3 protein-coding genes are annotated in these 2,690 nt (G+C 38.7%); 1 reads left to right on the top strand and 2 read right to left on the bottom strand.

Annotated features, from left to right (window positions below; all coding sequences use genetic code 11):
• The coding region (locus IQ228_RS24460; protein ID WP_228044061.1) for a hypothetical protein at positions 1-596 on the top strand (596 nt) is incomplete at its 5' end.
• An 8-nt stretch (positions 597-604) separates the two neighbouring features.
• On the opposite strand, the gene IQ228_RS24455 is transcribed toward IQ228_RS24460, so the two are convergent.
• Positions 605-1,501 carry an alpha/beta fold hydrolase gene (locus IQ228_RS24455; protein WP_027403795.1) on the bottom strand — a complete coding sequence of 299 codons (897 nt, stop codon included), beginning with the start codon at positions 1,499-1,501 and terminating at the stop codon, positions 605-607.
• Between the two features lie 513 nt (positions 1,502-2,014).
• On the bottom strand, positions 2,015-2,690 hold a 676-nt coding region (locus tag IQ228_RS24450; RefSeq protein WP_193964755.1), incomplete at its 5' end, for a tetratricopeptide repeat protein.

Below are 2,690 nucleotides of genomic sequence, written 5' to 3'. Positions count from 1 at the left end.
GAATTAAAAGAAATAGAGATTTATATATAGATAATATTCTAAATAGAAAACTTCAATATTGGGAGTGTGAATTTAATCTTAAAGACTGTTGTGAAAGTTCATTAGCGGGTGCTGCTTATTTAGAAGGAAGGTTGATCAGCTTACAAGATGCACCTGAGTTTAAATCAGAGGATATAGAGGTTTATTTTGGAATTGAAGAAGAACCATTAAAAAAGAAAAATATTCATAATTTAACTACTATTGAACAAGCAAGAAAATTGCGTCCTCGCTATAAATTTCATACCAAACATGATCCTGAACGCCTTTGGAAAACCCCTTCAGATGAAGCTAGTCCTATGAATTTAACACCTGAAAAGGCTCAAAAAATTTTGGATAAAGCTGTAATTCATGATTTAACAGATGGTACGCAGTATTATGGATACTATCAAGATAAATTTTATGAATTTCAGCCAGGAGGAGAAGGTGATGGTACTGGAAAATTTGATCTCGATGGTTATCCTCTATATCATGGATATATTATTGAAGAAAATGAACTTAAAGAAAAAGCCAGCAATATTTGGAGTAAACTAAGAAACTTAATAAAAAATGAGGGATAAATTTTCGATTACCCATTACCCATTAAGTTTCCTAACCAACCAATAATTTCACTATTCACAATATCAGGAACTTCATCATGGGGACAATGGCCAGCACCGGGAATAGGAACAACTTTAATATTTTGACCATTTTCTCGCGCTGCTTCATAGATATTCGCTCCCGTGATTGGTGTCCAAGGATCTTCTGCACCCCAAATTACTAATAACGGAAATTTCAACTTCGGTAATAATTCCTCTGGACTAGGACCGGGAGGTGCGGTGAGAATAGAAGCAAAAACTTCTTGCGCTCCTGGGTCACAAGATGGGCTATAAAGTAAATCTACAAGTTCATCTGTCACCGCAGTGCGATCGCTATATACTTGATATAAAGTCCGGCGAATTTGCGATTTTTGACGAATACGGTTAAAAACGAATTTACCTGTAACTGGGTTAGCCACTAATTTGTTAAAAGTTGCCATTACCACTCGCAAAACTGGATTTAATTCATGGGGACGGTGACTCAAACCACCAGCAGAGTTAATTAAGACCCCTCCAGCCGCAATTTCTGGGTATTCTGTTAAAACAATTAAACTTAAAAGAGCGCCAATAGAATTACCAATAAATATTGCTGGTGTTTGAATATGTGCATTGCAAAAATCTTTTAATAATTCTGCCCACACATTCATGCTATAATCTATAACAGCTTTATCAGAACCACCAAATCCCAACAAATCTAAGGCAAACACCTGATAACCGGCACTAGCCAAAACCGGGATATTTTTGCGCCAATGACCAATGGACGCGCCAAAACCGTGAATTAGTACCAAAGGCTGTCCTGTACCCATCACAGTATATTGAATTTGGTAATCTCTCCAAATCCAAACCCGTTTTTCTAAAATTTGTAAATGCTCAGTTGTAGTTGTCATTTTTCTATCAAATTTCAATTAATAAAAATATACAGCATATTGCCAGAGTTTATCTATTAATGACATACTCCACACACTCCCATATTCCCTGCGACACGCTTGCGCGAACAGGTGAGTGTGGACTTCTCGGCGAATCTTCCATGAAGACATTGACCGAGATTTAAATAAGTAATTGGACAAAAATATTTACAGTCATTGCGAGGGAAGAGAAGCAATCACAACCCTGGCGATTGCTTCACTTCACTTCGTTCCATATGGCTAACGCCACGCTGCGCTAACGCAATGACATTGTGTAATTAATTCTGTCTCGCTACTTAGCCCTGGGGAAAGTAGGGATTAAGTAATTGGACAAAAATATTTACAGTCATTGCGAGCGAAGGGAAGCAATCACAACCCTGGCGATTGCTTGATTTCACTTCGTTCCCTATGGCTAACGCCACGCTGCGCTAACGCAATGACATTGTGTAACTAATTCTGTCTCACTACTTAGCCCTGGGGAAAGTAGGGATTATTTTAAAGTAGAGCTTGAAAACGTTCATCTTCCCGAATAGCATCAAAATCTGAATCAGTTTTTGCCCATTCTCTAACTTCAGGATGCAAATTAATTGCTATTTGCAGATTTTCAATTGCTTGTTCAATATTACCTTGCAAGGCATAACCACAAGCTTTATTGTACCAAGCTTGGTGTTTATCAGGTTTAAATTCCACAGCTTTGTCGTAGGAAGATATGGCTTCTTCATACCTGCCTAAATTGTCTAGGGAAATGCCCCGGTTGTTCCAAGCTTCGTGATCATCAGGTTTAAATTCCACAGCTTTGTCGTAGGAAGATATGGCTTCTTCATACCTGCCTAATTTACGTAGGGAATAGCCCCGGTTGTTCCAAGCTTCGTGATCATCAGGTTTAAATTCCACAGCTTTGTCGTAGGAAGATATGGCTTCTTCATACCTGCCTAAATTGTATAGGGAATAGCCCCGGTTGTACCAAGCTTCGTGATTATCAGGTTTAAATTCCACAGCTTTGTCGTAGGAAGATATGGCTTCTTCATACCTGCCTAATTTACGTAGGGAAATGCCCCGGTTGTTCCAAGCTTCGTGATCATCAGGTTTAAATTCCACAGCTTTGTCGTAGGAAGATATGGCTTCTTCATACCTGCCTAATTTACGTAGGGAATAGCCCCGGTTGTTCCAA

This window comes from Dolichospermum sp. LEGE 00246, from assembly GCF_015207865.1.
Taxonomy (GTDB): domain Bacteria; phylum Cyanobacteriota; class Cyanobacteriia; order Cyanobacteriales; family Nostocaceae; genus Dolichospermum; species Dolichospermum heterosporum.
Note: the sequence above shows the minus strand (reverse complement) of the source record. Positions and strands in the feature narration are given on the sequence as shown.

Bases quoted from the DNA above. Each gene is read 5' to 3' on its own strand.
- IQ228_RS24455 (WP_027403795.1), bottom strand. From the start codon at position 1,501: ATGACAACTACAACTGAGCATTTACAAATTTTAGAAAAACGGGTTTGG.